Annotated in this window: 11 protein-coding genes; 5 read left to right on the forward strand and 6 right to left on the reverse strand. The window is 67.0% G+C overall.

All coding sequences use genetic code 11. The annotated features are described in order from the left end of the window. Nucleotides 1–638: 638 nt before the first annotated feature. Nucleotides 639–7,850, reverse strand: coding sequence for an RHS repeat-associated core domain-containing protein (locus DEJ46_RS27255; protein ID WP_150270492.1), 7,212 nt, complete (start codon nt 7,848–7,850; stop codon nt 639–641). A gap of 665 nt (nt 7,851–8,515) precedes the next feature. Here DEJ46_RS27255 and DEJ46_RS27260 point away from each other — a divergent pair. The 4 genes from DEJ46_RS27260 (at nt 8,516) to DEJ46_RS39305 (ending at nt 15,496) form a co-directional block, all read left to right on the forward strand. Continuing rightward, entirely contained in the window at nt 8,516–12,043 is a 3,528-nt protein-coding gene (locus tag DEJ46_RS27260; protein WP_150270493.1) for a DNRLRE domain-containing protein, read from the forward strand. Nucleotides 12,044–12,341: 298 nt separating this feature from the next. Next, nucleotides 12,342–12,521: a hypothetical protein gene (locus DEJ46_RS40110; protein WP_223835133.1), complete on the forward strand. Its 180-nt coding sequence runs from the start codon at nt 12,342–12,344 to the stop codon at nt 12,519–12,521. A 64-nt stretch (nt 12,522–12,585) separates the two neighbouring features. Beyond that, nucleotides 12,586–14,376, forward strand: coding sequence for a hypothetical protein (locus DEJ46_RS27270; protein WP_150270495.1), 1,791 nt, complete (start codon nt 12,586–12,588; stop codon nt 14,374–14,376). Between the two features lie 955 nt (nt 14,377–15,331). Next, nucleotides 15,332–15,496: a hypothetical protein gene (locus tag DEJ46_RS39305; protein ID WP_190622915.1), complete on the forward strand. Its 165-nt coding sequence runs from the start codon at nt 15,332–15,334 to the stop codon at nt 15,494–15,496. Nucleotides 15,497–15,759: 263 nt separating this feature from the next. Here DEJ46_RS39305 and DEJ46_RS27275 read toward each other — a convergent pair whose 3' ends face one another. The 3 genes from DEJ46_RS27275 to DEJ46_RS27285 all read right to left on the reverse strand — a co-directional run bounded on the left by DEJ46_RS27275 (nt 15,760) and on the right by DEJ46_RS27285 (nt 16,964). Then, complete coding sequence (locus DEJ46_RS27275; RefSeq protein WP_150270497.1) at nt 15,760–16,041, reverse strand: hypothetical protein; 282 nt, start codon at nt 16,039–16,041, stop codon at nt 15,760–15,762. 166 nt (nt 16,042–16,207) lie between these two features. Continuing rightward, nucleotides 16,208–16,537 (reverse strand): trypsin-like serine protease, encoded by a 330-nt coding sequence (locus DEJ46_RS27280; protein WP_150270499.1) that lies wholly within the window; start codon nt 16,535–16,537, stop codon nt 16,208–16,210. A gap of 31 nt (nt 16,538–16,568) precedes the next feature. Further along, complete coding sequence (locus tag DEJ46_RS27285; protein ID WP_150270500.1) at nt 16,569–16,964, reverse strand: hypothetical protein; 396 nt, start codon at nt 16,962–16,964, stop codon at nt 16,569–16,571. Here DEJ46_RS27285 and DEJ46_RS27290 point away from each other — a divergent pair. Further along, complete coding sequence (locus DEJ46_RS27290) at nt 16,956–17,135, forward strand: hypothetical protein (protein ID WP_150270501.1); 180 nt, start codon at nt 16,956–16,958, stop codon at nt 17,133–17,135. The genes DEJ46_RS27285 and DEJ46_RS27290 overlap by 9 nt on opposite strands. A gap of 13 nt (nt 17,136–17,148) precedes the next feature. Here DEJ46_RS27290 and DEJ46_RS27295 read toward each other — a convergent pair whose 3' ends face one another. Then, a complete protein-coding gene (locus tag DEJ46_RS27295; RefSeq protein WP_150270502.1) occupies nt 17,149–17,814 on the reverse strand; it encodes a hypothetical protein in 666 nt (221 codons plus the stop codon). 11 nt (nt 17,815–17,825) lie between these two features. Beyond that, complete coding sequence (locus DEJ46_RS27300; RefSeq protein WP_150270503.1) at nt 17,826–18,845, reverse strand: hypothetical protein; 1,020 nt, start codon at nt 18,843–18,845, stop codon at nt 17,826–17,828.

Genomic DNA, 18,845 nt, shown 5'->3' on the forward strand with positions numbered 1-18,845 from the left:
TTTATGCTTGCGCACCTGTCCGCTGACGATGGATTCCAAAGCCGCGGGGTCACCTGCCTTGGCAGCTAGACCCTCAAGCCATGCCTCCGCTGAGACCCAGTCGAGAGGAAGCCTACCCTTTGGCCATCTGGTAGCAAGATCCTCGGCGAGTGCGATACCAGCTCTAACCAGGGCGCCTCTGCCGGCTGCCGCAGCAATGAGGATACTGTCCTCCATCTCCAGCACAGCCGGAGGGAGTCCCTTCTCTTGGCGATCCGAACAGGCCGAGTGATACTCCCCCACGATCTCGTCTAGCGATGGCGGCTCGCTGAGGGAAAGTCGGCACTGCTCGTTCAGGGTTCTGACCGCATCGTGGAATTCATCTTCGTGACGAGAGAAGAGCACAGTTTCCGGCTGCCCCGAAGAGCGCTCCAGGCGGTGGCTCAAGGTTAGGGAGATCGCTGGGAACTCCCGGGTCAGCGCGTGCACGTGTGCGGTCGGGGTGTACCCGTCTCCAGAGGTCGAGCGGTCAAGGCAAATGCCCTGTAGGACCGGCCCAATCCGCCGCAGCAGATGCATCGGACGCCAGGGGGCAAACTCAGGGAACGCTGAGGCCCAGTCCGACGTCACGCGCCGTGCCGTAGCGGGACCCGACTTTGTCACGGATTCACCTCGATTGTGAGCCACGCTCCCGGAACGTGGCGGGCGTTCAGATTGGCCTGCCGCTGGCCGATTCCCCGGCCTGGATGCAAGAGGAACTTATAGTCGTAAATGATTCCCTCTGCCGGATCATAGACGTCTGGCCGGGCACTTCCTGCGGTCCCATGCGGCACGACAGCCCCATTCAGATAGCTCTGCTCCGTAACCAGGCCACGCGAGCCGTAGATCCCCTGGTAGCGGGTCAGCAGTTTATCGGCGTACGCGTGCTTCTTGGTGCCAGCGACTGCACCACTTCCACCAACCTTAGCCTCAGCTCGCGTTGCAATGGCCTGTATGAGTTCCAGGTTGGATGGGTCGGTGGAACCGTTGCATGCACAAGGCTGACCATTGGGTGCTACTCCGCCACTGCAGTTGTGAACCAGGACCGGCGTGGCGTCTGCGAACACATAGTACGCGTGGATGTCTTCGATGGTGAGGTCATGCGTGCGCTGGCGCTTTGTGTAGTGGTCGAGTGCTGCGATCTGGACCAACGTGCCCGCGTTTGTGCGGAGCCATTGGCCAGTGCTGAGGCTCCCTGCCGGGACCCACTCCTCAAGGGTTGGGACCCAGAAGGGGTGCGTGTCGGTAGCTACGATGCTCGATCGAGTCTTACCTGTTGCGAGGGTGATCTTGGTGAAGTTCTTGTCGTCCTCGGTCAAAATGGTATCGAGGACCTTTTTATCCGCCTCTTTGCCCGTCTCGACTTCGGTTGTGGCAACAATGTCGCCGACTTCGATGTCCTCTATCTTCTTGCGTGTACCGTCCGCCATGAGGACTTCGGTCTTAGGCAAGAATGAGTGGCAATCGGGGAGTTTCTTGGCGCTTGCCTCTACTCCCTCGCTGAGAGTCGATGACGCTGCCTTACTGATTGCCTTTCCGGCGGCAGGAGCCTTTGTCGCCGCTTTGCCCGCAGCGCTAATTGCCATGCCGGCGCCGGGAAGAATTGGCATCATGAACTGAGTGAGCCAATAGGATGTGTGATAGGCGGATGAATTCGGCTCCGGCTTGCCGAATAGATTCTTCAGGAACGTGTGTCCGTTGCCAGGACCCGGGTTCTCCCGGTCGTGCCTGATCTTGGCGGCCTCGTCACTGTCACCCGTCAGGATGTTCCATCCCTCAGCCGTTTCCGAAGCCCAGTCGATTGTTCCATGAATTGCGCCCTTGACGGCGTCTGCGGCGCCTTCGAAGAAGTCGTCCAGGAACAGTCCGGTGGGGTCGGCGTGCGAGATGGGACTGTTATTGGCGTACGCATACCCGTTCATTTGGAGCGGGTCTGCGATGTCGATGATGGGGTCGGCGGAGATGAATCGACCGGTGTTCTGGTCGTATTCGCGGGCGCCGATGTGGGTGAGGAGGGTGCTCTTGTCGTCGATGCCGACGCCGAGGTAGCTGCGCTTGTTGGGCCAGTCGGTGACTTTGGTGCCACGGGTTTCGCCGTAGGGCTTGAAGGCTCGGCGGGTTACGGGCTGGTTGTCGGTGGCTGCGACGGTGGTGTGAGCGGTGCCGAGGTGGTCGGTGAGCAGGACGTGGACGCCGCTGGCTCCGTCGGTGCGTACGACGGTGGGTGTGCCGGCCTGGCTGTAGGCGCGGGAGACGCTCGTGATGGCGGTGCCGTTTGTGGTGAGTTCGGTTTCGCCGAGGTAGAGGGTGCTGCCCGTGGGACTGTTCTCGAGGATGCGGTTGCCCTCGGCGTCGTAGACGTAGGTGGTCTTGTTAGTGCCTACGGTGTTCGACGCGAGCTTTTGCTCAGGGGTCCATGCGAGGGCCTGGTTGGCGGCCATTCCCGGGGGGTTGCGGGTCGCGGTCGTCCCTGTGGCGTTGTACGTGTAATAGCTGGTGGCGAGCTCCGTGGGGGAAGTCACGGAGGTGAGGGTGTGGGGTTGGGAGGCGCTGTACTTGTAGGTGTAGTTGACGTTTTCGGCCGCGACGCCCTCGGGATCGAACTCGGTCATGGTGGCGCGGTTGCCGAGCCAGTCGTAGGTGAACGCCTGGCGGTAGGCCGCCTGGCCGGTGACGCCGCTGGTGGCGACCGTGCCGGCGTAGGGAGCGGCCTGGGAAAGGTTGCCTGGCGTGGTGCTCGCCTCGGAGACGGCGTCGACGACGGGGCCGCTGGAGGGCGCGCCGGTGCTGTCGTAGCCCCAGGTGGCTCCGGAGGCGGCCTTGCAGCCGACGCCGGCTCCGGTGGGCTTGATGTTGGAGGTCCAGGCGTTGACCAGTTCACCCATGACGTCGTAGGTGAAGCACTGGTTGTCCCAGGTCGTCGTGGTGTTCGTGATCGCGTCCTGGCGGGCGCTGGCGGTGATCACGCCGGCTTTGTCGTAGGCGTATCCGGTGTCGGAGATGCGGTGCGGGCCGGCCTTCTCGCGGTCGGTCACGGTGCGCATCAGGCGGCCGGTGTGTTCGTCGACGAAGTTGGTCGTCCAGACGCGGTAGGGCTGTGCGCTGGAGACGGAACGGAGGACTTCGCCGTAGGGGGAGTAGGTGACGTCGGAGGTGTACCAGGCCTTGCCGGAGGTGGATTCGGGCAGGCCGTCCTCGTTGTAGCGGGTGATGACCTTCTCGGCCGGCAGGCCGCCCTTGGCGGGCAGGGTGACGGAGAGGGGCTTGCCGGTGAGGGTGTAGGTGTAGCCGTAGGTGTAGGTGCCGGACAGGCCGGTCGTCATGGGACTGACCGGGATGATCACCTGGCGGCCGGTGGGTCGGTACTCGGTGTCGTAGCCGGTGATCTTGGTGATGTAGTCGGCGTCGGCGCCGGCGGGCGTGGTGGTGTGGCGCTTGGACTCGGCCAGGAGGCCGATCCAGCCGGCCTTGTTCGGCTGCGCGACGTCGTTGGAGTCGTACGTGAACGCCTTGACAGGCGTGGAGCCGGCGGATCCCTCGCGTACGGCGGTGACACGGCCGAGCGTGTCGTAGGTGGTGTGGATGGACTGGCCGAGTGCGTCGGTGACGGTGGTGGGGCGGTCGGCGTTGTCGTACTGCGTCTGGGTGATGCCGGTGTCCGGGTCGCTGACCGAGGTCACGCGGCCACGAGTGTCGTAGAGGTAGCGCCAGGCGTTGCCGGCGGTGTCGGTGACGGTGTCGCGGTTGCCGCGCTTGTCGTAGCCGTACTTCGTCGAGCGGTACTTGCCGGAGGCGACGTGATGCCTGAGCTCGGTGACGCGGCCCAGGGCGTCGGTGACCGTGGTGGTCGCGGGGACGCTGGATCCCGCGGGGTCGACGAGGGTGGAGGTGTCGCCGTAGGTGGTCGTGGTCGGGTCTTGGCGGGTCTGCCCGTGGTAGGGGATCTGGTGGACGGGGCGTTCCATGCCGTCGTAGACGGTCCTGACGCGGTACTTGACGAGGGTGGCGGACTTGACCTTGAACAGGTCGGTGGTCGGTTCGCCCTTGACGAGGTAGCCGTTGGCCTGTTCGGCGACGAGGCCGTGGTCGTTGTAGGAGGTGTCGGTGACGATACGGCCGGGGCCGTGTGCTTCAGACTGGGTCTGGACCTGGCGCATCAGGCCGTCGTAGAGCGTGACCTGGCGGGCGTAGCCGCCGTCGTCCTTGAGGGTCTTGACGGTGACGGCCGCGGGGTTGGTCAGGCCGTTGGAGGCGACGGCGGCTGTCTGGTAGGAGATCTCGACGTTCGGGGTCTGGGTTCCGGCGGATCGGGAGGGGGACCAGCCCTTGACGAGCCGGCCGAGGGCGTCGTACTGGCTGCGGGTGACGCGACCGTTGGGGTCGGTGACCGTCAGTGCCAGGGCGCGCCCAGGGTCGAAGGTCGTGGTGGACGCGTGGCCCTTGGCATTGGTCGTCTTGACCGAGGTGACGGGGCCGCCCGTGGAGGGTGTGTAGGCGGTCTTGGCCTGGCCGGTCGAGGGCGTGACGACGCTGGTGACGCGGCCGAGGTCGTCGTAGTCGGTGCTGCTGGTGGTGATGAAGTGGCCGGCGTCGTTGTCGGTGCCGGTTCCGTCGACCTCGTCCAGCTCGGTCACGAGGCCCTTGGTGGGCGTGGCGCCGTGGGCGAGGTGGTCGTAGCGGATCTTGACCGAGCCCTTGAGGTCATTGGAGGGGGTGGGGTCGGTGTAGTTGGCACAGCTAGTGGCGGTGGATCGGACCTTGTTGGGCAGGCCGATCAGCCAGGCGTTGGTGTTGTGGACGTAGGACGTCTTGGTACACGTCTGCTGGGAGAGGGTTTCCCCGGTGCCGTTGTGGGTGACGACAGCGGTCTCGCCGACGGTGGGCAGGCCGTAGCCGTCCCGCTCGAGGGTGGTGGTGCGGACGCCTCGCCAGTTGGCCCCGTCGGCCTGAATGCTGTCGGTCTTCTTGATGCCCGTGCGGTAGGCGCGTAGAGCGGGCAGGTCCGTGCCGTCCTCGGCCTGGCGGGCGCGCGACGCGGTCTCGACGGACGCGTCGGGGAAGGTCCGGGTCCGGGTCTTGAACGCGGGCTTCGTGGCCGGGTCGTTGTCGAAGTAGGTCTTGGAGGTGTCGGAGTTGAGGAAGGTGAGGGTTTCGGCGGTCATGCCGGCGTACTGGGGGGCGTCATCGGCGAGGAGAACGGTGCCGTCGACGGAGTCCTTGACCGCACCCCCTGTTCCCTGGAAGTAGAGCGTCGTGGACCGTGACTGGGAAGGCGGTGTGGAGAGCGGGGCCGTCTTCGCCGGTGTGGTCTTGTCACCCTTCGTGACCGTGACGCGGCGGTAGCCGCGCCAGTCGCTGTAGGTGCGCAGGGCGGGGCGGAGGAACTCGTCGTCGTTCTTGGAGTAGGCCGGACCCGAGTAGTCGTAGGTGGTCTTGACGGGCTTGCCGAAGATGTTGGCGATCTTGTCGGTCTCGGTGACCGAGTGGACGACGTACCTGTTGAACCACGCCTTCTTGGGTGACTTGTCCTCGCCGTCAGGGGACCAGCGGACGGGGAAGCAGGGACCGTTGACTTCGCCCTTGTCGGTGGCGGGTTCGTACTGGCAGCCGCCGATGTACTCGACCTCGATGTCGGCGCCAGCTTCGGTGGCGACGGTTCCGATGCGGGGCCGGGTGAAGTCGGGGCGCTTGTCGCCTGGTGCGCTGGCGACGAGGTTGGGAAGCTGCTTGTCGAGGAGGTACTTGCGCAGCGATGCGGGGGACCGCTTGCCCACCGTGTAGGGGGCGAAGCTGACGCCGTCCTTCGACTGGAGGGTGCCGGCGGTGTCACCCGGGGCGAAACCCCTGCGGGTGATCGAGTTGAGCCACAGGCCCGGGGCGGTGTCGTACAACTCCTCGGGGAAGGAGTGGTTCAGGGTGTACGTGTCGACCTTGGCGAGCCCGGTCTGGCCGGGGCGGGCGGCATTGGTGGTGACGGTCCTGAGACGGAGCTGGGTCCAGAAGGACGGGAAGCCTGGGCAGAGCTTGGAGCCGGAAGCGCAGTTGAGGCTGCCGGGAGTGTCCCACCAGGGTCGGTAAGAGGTGGGATTGCCGGGCTTGAAGTTCGCCGCGTCACAGCCGGTCGTCTTCAGGCAGCGTTGGGCGGTGCCGAAGACGACGGTCGCGGACGGCTTGGTCAGATCGGCCGCGCGCATGCCGTACTCGATGCTGACCGGGTACGCGGCGCGTTCGTACGCTTCGGGCTTGACGCCGTCCTTGCGCTGGCCTCGGACGGCGTAGTAGTTCGTCTCCTGGTTCCAGTTGACGACCATGACGTTGCCGTTGACGTCCTCGACCTTGTCCAGGCCCCAGCGCCAGGCCTGCTGCTTGCCGGCACCGCAGCGGGAGGACGCGAAGGTGGTGGCGTAGCAGGGCTCGTCGGGGTGGTTGCCGAAGACGGGGACGGTGGAGACGGAGTTGGTCTCGGCGTGACCGCCGCCCACCTTGTTGAGGCCGAAGTGGTACCGGGTTCCGTCGGTGGTGGTCACCTTCCAGTGCTCACCGTTGTCGTCACCGTTCGTATCGGCGGTGACGATGCGCTCGATGCGGGTGCCGTCGTCCTTCAGGGGACGGTAGACCTCGGTGTCGGTCTCGGGCTTGCCGTCCACCGCGGCGTCACGGACGAGCTCGGTGGTGGTGCCGCCGAGAGACATGACCGCGTTGTAGGAAACCCAGCACAGGTCGCTTGTTTTATCGGCCTTGGCGGTGTTGTTGGGCGTCTTGGAGAAGAGTGTCCGCGTGTCGTCCTTGCAGGTGCGGTAGCGGCGTTCGATGAAGCCGGGGTTGTAGTCCCAGCCTTCGCCGACCCACGACACCTGACCGGAGGAGACGGCGGTCTTGCCGTCGACGGCCTGCGAGTTGTACGAGAGCGCGATGTTCGGCGCGGGGCCGGCCGGGGCGGGCGGTATCGCCACCGGGTAGGACCAGGTGAACGCGCCGGAGGAACCGCCGGCCGACCACTTGCCGTTGGAGGCCAGGGGAGTGGCCCTGAAGGAGCCGCCCGGACCGACGCCGGAGTCGACGGTGCCGATGATGGTCTTGTCACCGGATGCCGCGGCGGGCGTGACGGTGTAGGCGGCCTGCATGACGCCGGAGCCGGAGACGGGAGAGGATCCGGTGGCGACGGCGGGGGTGACGGTGCCGTCGGCGGCGGTGTCGACCGTCGCGGTCAGGGTGTCGGTGACGGGGTCGTTGACCGTCTCCAGTTCCTCGTACTCCTGGCACGCCGGCTCGAGGGGCGTAGTGAGGTAGCACTCGGGGAACTGGACGAGGCGCAGGCGTGTGGACCAGTCGGCTCCGTGGAGGTTCTCGAACGTGGAGTACTTGATGCCCACGGTGAGAGGAACGGAGCCGGTCGCCGGGGCCTGGACGGCGACGACGGAACCGACCTTGAGGGCCTCCTCGCCGCCTTGGCTGATCTCTGCGCTGCGGTCGACGACGCTGAACTGCCACGTGCCTGTCGGAGCGGGGTAGCCCTCTGCCTTGCCGGCGACGATGGGGAGGTTGGGGATCTGCGTGAGGCTGCTGCCTTCAGTCGTCGTGGCCGCCGTATACGAGGCGGGGGAGACGGAGGCGGAGCCGAAGGTGAAGGACTCGGTTTCCGCAGGCGGGGGCGTCGTCGTGCCTGCGGGCGCCTGCTGCTGGTCGGCGGGGACCTCGGTCTTGAGCGTCTCGAGTTCCTTCTCGAACGTCTCGCCTTCGACCGGCTTGTCCGGTTCGATCTCTTCGAGCTCGAGAGGCTCCGCCTCGATCGTCTCGCGTCCGGCCTCGACGTTCCCGGGGTCCGGCGGCATGGCCAGAGCCTGGGCAGGCAGCAGACCCACCAGCAGGGCTGCGCCGAGCGCGGGGATGACGGTGCGTCGAACCCGGCGGCGGGCTAGGCGGTGACGAGCAAACAAGACGAGGCCTCTCCGGACCACTTGGAGCGAGCCGACAGGTTCGCTACAGGTGATTGCACTTCAGATCCCGCAGATTCTGCGTGTCGTTCGTGAAGGAATTCCAGAGGTTCCGTGTGAGACGTGAGGATTGTCACGGTGCGTAACAATCTAAACGTTGGTAGAAGGGTTCGCTCGGGGATTCATCGCGTATATGTGCAGGTCAGGGGCGAAGGGTGAAGAGGTGGGTGTGATGTGTGCATCCTGCTTCAAAGTGACCGATTGTGATGATCGTTCGTCCCGATTTCATGTGGTCTCTACCTGTGGGGCGGATCTCCAGGCCTCGGCGATCGAGGTTCATGCAGCTGTGGCTGCTGCCCGCGGATGGCGTTGGCTGCCTTCCTGGTGATTCAGCAGTGGGGTGACGTGGCGGGGTTGATGGGCCATCATCGGCTCGCCCAGCCATGCGTGCGCGGTGGTGATCCCACCCCGGAGCCCTGCCCCTCAATGACGACATGGCCGGTTTCGTGGTTTCAGCCGGCGCCGTCAGAGCCCGGAATGCTGGGAAGAAGGGTCCTCACCCGATGAGACAGACATGGCAGCGGCCGGCGGCACGGCGCGTGAGCGCTGTGGTGGTCGCGGCCGCTCTCGCGGCGGGCGGCATCACCTACGCGGGCTTCCAGGCGGGCTCGGACGACCGGGCGACTCTTCCAGCCGACAGCGAGGACGGCAAGGGCAAGTCGGCCAAACAGAAGGTCGACGAAGTATCAGCAGCCTCCCTGGCCCGCAAGACCGGCAAGCCCGTCGAGGTCACCGCGCTGCGGACCGCACGCTCGACCACGTGGGCGCGTCCCGACGGGCTGATGACGAAGAAGCTCTACGCCTCTCCGATCTGGGCCAAGGTCGGCGAAGAGTGGAAGAAGATCGACACGACGCTGAAGCGGACCGGCGCCGGCTGGGCGCCGGCCGCCACGAACACGAGGGTCGTGTTCTCCGGTGGCGGTCCTGGTGGCACGGCTCGCGCGTCGCGCGCACAGGTGCATCGGGTTTCCCTCGTCAAAGGCCTGAAGGCGGAAGGCGAGGAGAACAGCCCGCTGATCACCCTCACAGTCGGCGGCACGGCAGAGATCCCCGAGACCCACGAGATCCAGCTCAGCTGGCCCGGGCCCGTCCCCGCGCCGGTCGTCAGCGGCTCACGCGCCCTGTACCCGGAGATCCTTCCGGGCGCGGACCTGGTGCTCACGGCGGAGGACGACGGCTTCGCACAGATCCTCGTCGTGAAAAACCGTCAGGCCGCGGCCGACCCGCGCGTCGCGCAGCTGTCGTACGGCCTGTCCTCTCCCACGCTCACCTTCAGTCTCGACGACTCCTCCGGCATCGTGACGGCAGAGGACTTCGACGGGCAGGAGGTCGCGCTCTCGCCCACCCCGCTGATGTGGGACAGCAGCGGCTCGCCCGCCGTCACCAACGGCGAAGTCGGCGCCACCTCGCAGCCGACCGCACCCGAAGCCCCCGAAACGCCGGCCACCACCACCGCCGCCCCGGACCCCTCCGAGACTTCGGATCCGTCCACGAGCGAACCTGAGCCGAGCACCAGCTCGAGCACCGACGCCCTCGCCGACGACAACGTCGACCCCGAGGGCGAAGTCCTGCCCACCGCCACGGACGAAGCCGCTCCCACCCTCACCGACGCGCCACTGCCGCCGGCACCGGGGGAGCCGACGCCCGGCCCCTCGCAGACCGGTGACGCCGCGACGCTGAGCCTGCCGCTCCTCAACGGCCCCTCGCCCGAGTCCCACGGCGACATCGTCGAGGCCGAACTCGGTGACGAAACCTGGATGCTTACCCCCAGCCAGGACTTCCTCAACGACCCGTCCACCGTCTATCCCGTCTTCATCGACCCCACCGTCAAGAAGCACACCCAAGACTGGACCATCGCCTACAAGAAGCACCCCAAGGCCACATTCTTCAACGGCGCGGACTTCAACGCCAGCGGCACGCACGAAGCCCGCATCGGCTACGAATCCGACACCTGGGGCACCTCCCGGTCCTTCTTCAACATCGCGTACGACAAAAACCTCAAGGGTGCCAAGATCCAGAAGGCCACCCTGCGGATGCTGGAGACGTACTCCTGGTCCTGCAGCCCGCGTTCGATGTCCGTCCACGTCACAAGCCGCATCAACGGGAAGACGAACTGGAAGAACGCGCCGCCCCTGACCGATGCGAACATGGCCGCACCGGCCCGCAGCTTCGCCCACGGCTACAAGGACGGCTGCAGCGACGAATACGAGACGTTCAACGTTCTGGGCGCCGCGCAGAAGGCCGCCGACCAGGGCAAGAGCATGATCACCTTCGGTATGAGAGCCCGTGACGAGAAGTCGCAGTACTCGTGGAAGAAGTTCCAGGCCAACGGCGACAACGCCCCCTACCTGGAACTGACCTACAACCGACCGCCCACGGCTCCCACCAACCTCGACCTCGGCCCCGACTTCAAGTGCACCACCAACCCCCCTTACGTCAGGGTCGGAGCCTCCAGCTTGACCTTCACCGCCCGGTCCACCGACCAGGACAGCAACCTCGACTACCTGGACTTCTCCCTGTGGCCGACCGGCAAATGGAACACGACCGGTGACATGCTCAAGTCCACCGGCACCGTCTCCGTCGGAAGCAGCACCGCGGCCGCCACTCGTACGACGTCCGCCTTCTCCACCAACGGGCTGGTGAACAACACGACCTACTCGTGGTCGGTCCGCGCGGTCGACTCCGCCGGTGCGACCTCCGAGTACCGGCCGACGGTTCCGTGCCGCTTCATCTGGGACGAGATCGCCCCCAAGCCTCCGCGTGTCCGATCGACCGACTTCCCCAACGCCGACGGCAACGAGAACACCTTCGGCAACGACCCGGAAGACTCCAACTGGTCGACGATCAAGTTCGGCACGGCAGGCACCTTCACGTTCCAGGCCCTCGACTCCGACGTTATCCGCTTCGAGTACGGATTCAACGCCAACGACTACCCCATTGACGTCTCTCGGCCGGCCAACGCTTCCACCTCCACCATCACCACCGTCTCAGGTGTCAAACCGCCGGCCGCGGGACCCAACGTGCTGTACGCGCGGACCGTGGACCAGACCGGCCATGTCTCCGAGCCCACCAAATACTTCTTCTATGTCACCCCCCGCGACAATGCCGACCTCCCAGGCGACGTGACCGGGGACGGTCTGCCCGACCTGTTCACCATCTCCGGCGGCAACAACCTGCGTCTGGCTCCGTCCCAGGCCCTCAAGGACAGCAATCCCGTCAAGGGCACCGGCAAGCTCGACTACGGCATGTCCGGCGCCTACCAGCTCAACCCGAACAAGGACCCCAACGGCGGCGACGGACTGGCCATCTTCATTGCCCCGCCCTCCGCCCACTTCAACGGTGCCTTGATCACCCACAACGGCGACTTCTACGGCGGTGACGGCCTGGACGACCTCATCGTCCGCGTCGGCGGCAAGCTGTGGATGTACCCCGGCGACGGATACGGCGCGGTCAACGTCACCAAGCGCCGCGAAATCCTCCTGCCCGCCGGGTCGCCCGCCCCGTCCTCCCTCACCCAGATCCTCGCCACCGGCGACATCACCGGAGACAAACTTCCCGACGTCATGGCAACCGCCGGCGACGAACTGTGGGCCTTCATCGGCTACACCGGCGCCTCCTTCTCCGAAGCCCGTCTGATCAACAGCGGCGCCTGGACCGAACGCGACATCGTCACCGTTGACGACTTCAGCGGAGACAACGTCCCCGACCTCCTCTTCCGCGGAACCGTCGCCGACCAAGGACTCATGCTCCGCAAGGGCAAGCCCTCCGGCGGAGGCGTCGACCTCGACTCCCTGGACACCGCCGCAAGTGCACTCGGCGGAGAAGACATCACCTACGGCACCGGCGGATGGCTCAAGGCGGACATGCCGAACATCATCGGCACCCCTGACGTCAACAAGGACAACATCCCCGACATCTGGGCTGTCGACGCAGACGGGAAGATGTACTTCTACGTCGGCGGGCGCACAGCCCATGGCAGCCGGACCCTTGCCACCTGGGTCAACTGGAAGAGCACCCGCGCGTTCGGCTGATTGAGAACATGTGAGAGGGCGGTCGCACCGTGCGGCCGCCCTCTCACATGTCCGGGGCCGGGGCAACACATGGCCAGTGTGAGCGTCGTCAGCGCGACGCAGCTGTACATGCTGCAGCAGGAGGGAGCGAGGAGCCCTATCTACCCCCGCCGACGCGTGTGCTCGACCGTATTGGCAAGCGCTACAGCTTCGAGGACGTCCTGCTGATCGCGGAGGTGGTGTCCGTCTCCTCGGCACGCAGGGACTACGACGACTGCACCGCCAAGTACGGCCGCTACGGCTCCCCGTCTACCTGGTCGTGGACCCGTACGCGGCGGAGGTCGTCGTCCACACCCAGCACACCGGCAACGGCTACATCGCGGCGCACACGCACAAGTACGGCACCGGCAAGCTCCCCATCGGCCTGGCCGACGGCCGCACCTTCACCCTCGACCTGGACGAACTGCCCCGACCTGAACCGGAGACCGGCGCGCGCTGACGAGCCGGCTGCCGGTGGCCGGGAAGAAGCCGGTGTGTCAGCGGTGGTCACTAAAGTGCGGAGTGTGAATGACGAGTCCAGGCCGCGACCGACTGTCGATGATCTTGTCCAGCTGATTCCGGCGGTCGTCCCCCTTGAGGGAGTCGACGCGGAGCTGGTGGTGATCGGGGAGCGGTATTGGGCGCTCGCCGGTTTCGCGCCCGAGCTTGGCACTCCCGTCTGGTGCGAGAAGGTCAAGGACATCGACACCGCCGGCTGGGGCCACCAGATCTACGCCGTTGCCGCGGCCGGTGTCCGGGCCGTGGTGGCCGGAAGGCTGTGCCCGCAGTGCGGGGGCCCGCTCAGCCTCACCTCCCGAGCAGCCTTCCAGCAGGTTTGCGAGGGGTACGACTCTGTGTGCGTGGACTGCAATGAGTCGCTGACGGCCGCGGTGCGTCTCATCATCGATCCTGCGCGGAAGGCCAAGCGCGAAGCCGCCAGAGCCAAAGCCGAAGAGCGGAACGCCGTCGACTCCGCCCACGCACGCTGGAAGCAGCTCCAGCGGGAAGTCGTTGCCGAGGAGTACGCCGCCGTCTTCCCCTCGAACGGGGAGGTGCCGGCCTCGGGGGTGCGCGAGATGGTCGGCGCGCTGGCCCTGTTGCGCTACGCCCCGTCGACTTCACCCATCGCGGGTGTCGGGTCCTGGCCGGACCCGCTGTATCCGGACAACGGCAAGACCGGCTCGCTCCTGGGAACGCTGATCCGGGCGGACCTCCTGAGGATCCATCCCTCCAGCCCCGTGACCGCGTTTGTCTGGGAGCCGGTGACCTTCGAAGAGGCCCTGCACGAGGCCGAGGGTGATCTGGACGCCATCGGCACGCCCCATCTGCCCGGCAACTTCTACCCGCTGGCCGCCCACTACTACGCACCCCACGGTACGAGCGCGGGCAAGGCCGTCGAGGAGGTTGACGCTCACCTCACCGGCGCTCTGGCCCCGTCCGAGATGACCGAAGCCCGCCAGGAGGATCTGCTGGCCGTTGCCCGGGAGCTCATCGCGGAGGAGGCGCTCCGCTACTTCACCAACCGACTGGACGACCTCAACCTGCCCGCCGTACCCGAGAACCACGCCGCCCGGCTCTCTGAAGCCGCGTACAAGGTGGCCGAGATCAGGCCGCTCGGCGAGATCTACAACCTGGTCTGGCGTGCCACCCGTGCGGCGGCGGAGGCCGCACAGAAGAACCCCCGGGCTCCTCGCGCCCACATGACCACGCACGCTGTCAACCGGTTCGAGACCGACGCACAGCGGGCGACCGCCGACCCCGGCTGGGAGCTCAAACCCTTCACCGCGATCACAGGACAAGGCCCGGCAGCCATGACGCGCGCCCTGTTCTACAACCTCCTCGACAGCGACCCGGTCGAAACGAGTCTCCCGCAGCTCAGGGAAGCGCTGCCGGAACCCGTCGTCGCTCCGAGAGCGGCGGAGGCCGCCCCGGCGGGTGAGGGTGACGATCTGGCGGCCACGGTCGCCTGGCTGCATTCTCGGCCCGACGCCTGGGATCCGTACCTCGTCGCCGCCGGCCTCAGCGTCCTCGCGGAGGAGCGGGAGGACTCCCCGGAGTGGCACTACGAGGGCAAGATCCTCGCGAGGGGAGCAGGGCAGCTCCTCCGGCTCCACGAACGTCTTGCCCCGGTCATCGGAGTGCGGGAAGCCGTCCTCGCCGTCCTCGCCGCCACCCCGATGCTCGTGCACCCGGTGACGATCGACGGCATGACGCTGAACAGCGGAACCTGGATCCTCGACAGGATCTGCAGCCTGTTCCTCGCCCCGCCCGTCGAGGAGACAGGCGACGCGGAGGACGACGTGCAGGACGAGTGACTCGTCCGCAGGAGAGTCCTCACCGTCGCGACTACATGGCGTAACCACGGGCAGCGGGTGAACCTGGGCCGGTCTGGGCAGCGGTTTCGGGGACACCGGCGGGCGGAGCCGTCTTCAGCTCCGCGGGTGCGGGACGAGTGCGCGGCCCGGAGGGAGCGGTGTGGCGAACGCCTAACGGCCCCCGATGGAGCCGGATCGAAGAGGGACGCAGCCGGATGGAGTCGGACGGATATGTCCGGCCCTTTGGCATCGTCGCAGGTGAGACGTGTCACCGAAATGGGTTCGAGTCCCACCCGCCCCACCAAAGAAGAACGTTCTGACCTGCGGAAACGCCCCTGGAGGGGTGTTTCCGCGTGCAGCGGTCGGCTCTCATTGGTGCAGTGAAGCGAGCGCACCCGGCCTGCCTTGCAGGGATCGCACCTTCTTGACCTGCGGTTTCGGGTGGAGCGTGGATGTGGAGTCGGGTCGATGATCCCACGGCGATCCCACGGCTCCCGTGTGTGACACGCCGCACACCGGGCCGAAAATCTGCGCCCTTGTCGACACCTCACCCGCGAACTGCCCTCGGCTCGGTTGCCGCAGCCGCCACGCGCACGAACTTGTCCGCAGGGGCTTCTGGCAACGCCCGGACTCTCCCGCGCTGTCGCCGGCTGAGGCCAGAATCCACAGAAACGAGAATCACGAAGAAATGCGTGTGCTGATCATGAGGCGGCATCATGCCGCCAGCCGCACTCGCGACAGAGCTGCGGAAACTCGGCGCGGAAGTGCGGGTGTGCGCGCCTCCGGACGAGGAGCTCGCCCAGATGCTGGCCGCAGTCGGCGTGGAGCACGTGCCGTTCAGCCGATCGGTGTGGCCGCTGATGACCGGGACTCCGCCGTCACCCGGCTTAGCGACGGAGTTCGCGGCCGAGCTGGTCGCAGAGCCCTTTGACACGGTCGCCTCGGCTGCCGAGAGATGCGACGTGCTGGGGCGAGCGGCCTGATGCCGGCGGGCGTGCGTTCGGTGGCCGAGAAGCTGGGCATCCGCTACGTGTACGCCTGCTTCCGCCCGTTCGAGATGCCGTCGACGAACTGCCTTCCGTCGTCGCGGCCGGGCAAGCACGGAGACCAGCCGACGTGACCGTCCAGGGGTGCCCGGTCGCCTCGGTGAGGTGGTGCGTGCAGTCAGCGAAGAGAGTGAGTGATTCGCACCAGTCCGAACCGGTCGTCATGCGCATGGCGACCGCCTCACTGTCGATCCACACAGCCCGCGGGCCGGACGGAACCGAGGATCGGCGGCGATTGCGCGGGCTCTATGCTCCGGCCACTGTCCTCGTGTACCTGTGTGAAGTGCCCGGCCCTCCGGTGGTGCCAGGGGGCCGGGCGCTTACGTAGAGCGGTTCACTACTGGAGCTTCATGCCCTCGGGTGAAGTGAGGCCCTTGTCTGGGTGGGCGCGGAACGTCGCCGTCCAGACAGTGGGCGGACAGGAAGTGCCGTTGGGGTGCTGTTCCGTCAGTCTGGCCCGGGTGCTGTCTTCGACGACGGTGGCACCGCTCTGCACGGACGTCACGGTGAGCCGCACCTGCACGGTGGACGATCCGATGTCGTCGGGGAGCCGGACCGACAGCGACGCGAACGGGTCATCGGGACTGCCCGACGTCCGCTGCTCGCAGGTGCCATCCACACACAGACGGATCCTCACCGCGTCCCGGCCGCCGAAGTCGGCGGGCTGCCGCACGGCGGAGACATCCGAGTCTGCGTCGGCCCTGGTACACGGCGTGTCCTGACCGAGGAAGGAACATCCGGTCAGGGTCATCGCCAGCAGTGGTACGAGAAGGACTCGGCGCATGTCAGTACCACGCTACGGTGCCGGGGAGGGCGCTGTTGGCCAGCCCGATGTCAGTGAAGATCAGCTCGCATTGGTCGAAGAGCCCGCCGCTGTTGTCACTTCCGCCGCCGCCACCGCCGGACACGATGCCCTTGGCGTACGCCCGTCCGCTGCCGTCGACGGTGTACACCGGGCCGCCGGAGTCACCCTTGACGGTGCAGGATCCGGACGACTTCCTGGCGATGACCACGTTCCTGGCGGTGGTTCCCTCGGTGTACCGCTTGGTTGCTTGGGTCGCGACCACCTTCCATCCACAGACCTCGCCGGTCATCATGCCTCCCGTGCACACCATGTCGCCGCTCTGTGCCCAGCGCCGCCAGTAGTCATGGACAGGCCGCGACGAGTTGGACGTCTTGCCGCCCTTGTAGATCCGGGGCGTCGCGACGCTGCCGCTCTTGACGTGGTACAGAGACGTTGGCGGTCAGATACGACAACATGCGCGCCCCGCCGTAGTAGGGCGACGTGTCCCACTGGCGGTTCGCCAGGGGTTCTGCCACCTCGGTACCAGATGTGAGGCTCACGGCAATGGTGTCGGGGCCGTAGCGCTCGCCCAAGGCCGCGACGAGTGCGGGGGCGGCCGTCCCGGACTCCACGACGACACGGTTCTCCGCCGCGTCCACGAACGCCATGCGCAGTCCACTCACGCCGGGCAGCTCCGCCTCCGACAGCTGAAGTACTTCGCCACGTACGGACTCCAGGGTGGTGACGCTGTGCTCCACCACCTCGGTGCGCGGTTCGACCTCAGCCTGTGGAACCGCCGCATGATCGCGTACGGCGTCGAGCGCCAGAAGGCCCTCGTCCTGAGCTTCGCCCTCTCCCAGAACGCCACCAGCCACCAGGTCTTCCTTGAGGGCCGCACCGACGCGCAGGAACGCCGGAAGGCGGTGTGATGCCGACTCTGCCTTACTGCAGCTGGCCCGCGAGTGCTCCGGCGAGGTCGCTGACCTGCTGCCTGCGGTCCGAGGAGCGGGTCCCCGCCTCTCCGAGGCCGACCAGGAGGTAGGCGTCGCCGTCGTCTTCGAGCTTCAGGCGTATCGCGGCGACGTTGCCGCTGCCGGTGACGACGGCGTCTCCGGGCTCGGCGTCGCCGGCCTTCTTCATGTAGCCGACCAGCTCGTCGACGGACGATCCGGACAGCATCTGGACCACCGGTGCCAGCGGGGCGATCGCCTGGGGCTTGCGGGTGGCGACGGTGTGCACCTGCACGTCGTCCTCGCCGATGTGGAAGGTGCAGCTCACCAGGACACCCGGGTTCTCGGCCAACGGCTCCCCGGGCCTGGCCCGCTTGCCGCCCTCAGCCGTGGCGACGGGATCGCCGTCGTCCCGTACAGCTCCGGCTCCGGTCGCCCCGTTCAGGCCCGCGGCCTTCGCCGCCTCGGCCACGTCATAGGGCAGCGGGCAGGTGCTCGCCCCGTCGTCGGGCATCCCGTCGGCGGTCTTGGTCAGTCCGCTCAGACTCAGCGGCGCCGCACCACCTCCGGCACCTCCGGCGTCGCTCTGGCAGCCGGTCACCAGGGTCGCCGCCGTCAGGGTGGCCGCGATCAGCAGTCGGTGTCGTGCGTGTGTCACGTGTCGTGTCCTCAGGAGGTCGGGGTGAAACAGCCGAGCCGCTTGCCGGCGGCTTCGACGAAGTCGTCGAACAGGTCCTGCCTGCGCGGGGTACCGGGCGCGCCGACGGCGTCCTGGTAGCTCTGGCCGAACTCCAGCGAGAAGTACGTCGGAACACCTGCGCAGTCGGCGACCACGTGCCAGGAGTCGAAGCCCGAGACCTGGCGGCCGGCCACCCGAGGCTGCTCCTTGAATCCGGGCGAGGAACGGATGCCCTCGACGATCCGCGGCTCCTGCGTCACGGCGTAGGTGGCGTACCCGGCCACCTCGCAGGCCCAGGTGGGTCGGGTGTTCTCCTGCACGGTCTCCTCAGCCCTGGTCCGCCCGTCCGGTCCGGGGAACGTGAGTCCCTGGAGACCGCACACGGCCGCGTCGTCGACCAGCCGTGACTCCGGGGACGCCGTGAGAGCGGTGGGAGCCCCGAGGGGTCCCTTGTCGAGACAACCTGCCCGCTCGGCCGCCTTGTTGGCCACGTCCGTCAGAAGCCGGGCGAGCTTCACGGGGTCGGAGCCCTCGGGCGCGTAGCCCTCGACGATGGCAGGCCCGTTCTGCGTCGTGCAGGTGCCGGGAAGCAGGACCCAGCCGTGGTCCTCGCCGACCGCGCCGGTGGCGCCGCCGGTGAAGAACGACGCGGTGGCGGGGTTCGGCCAGCGGCCGTCGTCGGTGAAGGCGAAGTCTCCGCGCTCGCGGCTGCCCGAGATGCGCATGTGCGCGGTGTCCGAGCCCGGCAGGAACGACGAGCTCTCGACGGTGCAGGTGAAGGCGAGTCGGTCACCCGGCCGCGCGTCCAGACCGTCGCGGTCGGAGACACGGCCGGACGACGGGATGACGGCTGCGGCCGAGTCGGTGGACACCAGCCCACCACAGACCTCGTCGCGTCCGAGGAGATTGGTGTTCAGCCATAGGTGGATGCCCACCGCCAGGACACCGATCGCCAGGACCGGGGCGACGACCTTCCACCCGAGAGCTGCCCGGCCGCTGCCGTCTGCCAT

Origin of the sequence: Streptomyces venezuelae, assembly GCF_008642375.1 — a bacterium.
GTDB lineage: Bacteria > Actinomycetota > Actinomycetes > Streptomycetales > Streptomycetaceae > Streptomyces > Streptomyces venezuelae_G.

Coding starts and splice junctions, on each gene's coding strand:
- DEJ46_RS39305 (WP_190622915.1), top strand. CDS start 15,332: ATGCGACGTGCTGGGGCGAGCGGCCTGATGCCGGCGGGCGTGCGTTCG.
- DEJ46_RS27300 (WP_150270503.1), bottom strand. CDS start 18,845: ATGGCAGACGGCAGCGGCCGGGCAGCTCTCGGGTGGAAGGTCGTCGCC.
- DEJ46_RS27255 (WP_150270492.1), bottom strand. CDS start 7,850: ATGCCGCCGGACCCCGGGAACGTCGAGGCCGGACGCGAGACGATCGAG.
- DEJ46_RS27280 (WP_150270499.1), bottom strand. CDS start 16,537: ATGGTGTGCACGGGAGGCATGATGACCGGCGAGGTCTGTGGATGGAAG.
- DEJ46_RS27260 (WP_150270493.1), top strand. CDS start 8,516: ATGAGACAGACATGGCAGCGGCCGGCGGCACGGCGCGTGAGCGCTGTG.